Below are 1,643 nucleotides of genomic sequence, written 5' to 3'. Positions count from 1 at the left end.
GCGGTGTGCAAGCTGAAGTTGCTGGTCACGGGTCTGGTGTGAATGGCGACTCGAGTACTCGTGCCGGTCGGCGGCCGATGACCATGGCGTAGATCGTCGGGCAGGTCCGGCTCCGGCGGGATGCCGGGTTCGGCTGCGCCCACGGCAGGCCCCCGCCTACGATCCGTCAGCAGGTCGGCACGCTACGAGATCGCGGGGGCTGCGGGATGCAGGAGCGGCAGTGGATCACCGCCCGCCGGAGCGAACTGGACGCCCTCGCCGAGGAGTTGGCCAAGCAGCTTCAGGAGGTCCGGGTCGAGCGGGACGAACTGGAGATCGCGGAGCGGGTGTTGAACCGCCTGGCCGAGCAGGTCCGGGCCGATGCCGAGGCTGTCGCTCCGGTATCGGCGCAGGTGGCCGGGCGGGCGGTCCTGCTCATCCCGCACCGCAGCGACGCGGCCGACGAGGGCGCGCTGCCCGGCGACTACCGCAGGATCCTGGCGATCGTGCGGGAGGCCGACGGTCCGGTGCAGGTCAGGGCGGTGGGTGAGCGGCTGGGCCTGGACGCCTCGGTGCGCGGCAAGCTGGAACCTCTGCGGGCGAAGATGACCAAGCTCGCCGACCGCGGCTGGCTGCACAAGCGGGGCGACGGTCGGTTCACGGCACGTCCGTAGTCACGCGCGGTGTGCCCGTAACTGACGGGCCCACAACGGCAGTTGAGTTTGTGTGAAGAAAAACAACAGTTCCGTCGAGGGCCCTGACGGCCTTGTCTACACCGCCCGCCTGCCGCTGTCGAGTGCCACCCTGAACCATCTCGCCGGCCTGATACGCGGCCACCTCAAGAAGATCGGCTCGCGGTGGCGCGTCCTGCCCGCGGGGAAGATCGCCACCATCGTGCTGGCGGTGCTGCGCTGTGACCAGCGGCCCGGCGACCTGGCCGGCGGCAACGGAGTGCACCGCACCACCGTGACCCGATGGGTGAGGGAGGTCGTCGGCCTGCTCGCCGCCCGCGCCCCACGCCTGGACCGGGCCCTGAAGAAGATCGCCCGAATGGGCGGCGGCATCGTACTGCTGGACGGATCGGTGATCCGCACCCGGCGCCGAACCGGGAAGGAGAACCGGAAGAACTACTCCGGCAAGAACAAATGCCACGGCCTGCTCGTGATCGCCCTCACCGACGACCGGGGCCGACTGCTGTGGATCTCGGCGGCCCGCCCCGGCCGCACCTCGGAGATCACCGCCTGCCGGCACGACCAGCTCACCCGGAAACTGCGGGAAGCCGGGCTCGGCGCCATCGCCGACCTGGGATTCATCGGCCTCGACGACAGCGGCCCCGACGCCGACCCGGCGGTGATCACCGGCTACAAGGCCGCCCGGAACCGGCCCCTGACACGAGGCCAGAAACTGTCCAACACGGCACTGGCGGCCGTCCGGGCACCCGTCGAGCACGGCTTCGCCCACCTAAAGAACTGGCGCGTCCTCGGCAAGGTACGCACCGACCCCTCCTGGGCGACCGCCCTGGTCCGGGCCCTGCTGGTCCTCACGAACCGCGAAGTCGCCCGATGACCGACGATCTTCACCAAAGTCACCAGCCCGCGACCAGCACGAGCATCCCGATGCCCACGCACACCAGACCCGTGACCAGCAACTTCAGCTTGCACACC

At 70.0% G+C, this 1,643-nt stretch carries 2 protein-coding genes; both read left to right on the top strand.

Annotated features, from left to right (window positions below; all coding sequences use genetic code 11):
- Positions 1 to 206: 206 nt before the first annotated feature.
- Positions 207 to 653, top strand: coding sequence for a hypothetical protein (locus SZN_RS36985; RefSeq protein WP_007506442.1), 447 nt, complete (start codon positions 207 to 209; stop codon positions 651 to 653).
- A gap of 52 nt (positions 654 to 705) precedes the next feature.
- A complete protein-coding gene (locus SZN_RS36980; protein ID WP_007506439.1) occupies positions 706 to 1,545 on the top strand; it encodes a transposase family protein in 840 nt (279 codons plus the stop codon).
- The last annotated feature ends 98 nt before the right edge of the window (positions 1,546 to 1,643 follow it).

This window comes from Streptomyces zinciresistens K42, assembly GCF_000225525.1.
Lineage (GTDB): Bacteria > Actinomycetota > Actinomycetes > Streptomycetales > Streptomycetaceae > Streptomyces > Streptomyces zinciresistens.
This window is presented reverse-complemented; position numbering and strand designations above follow the sequence as displayed.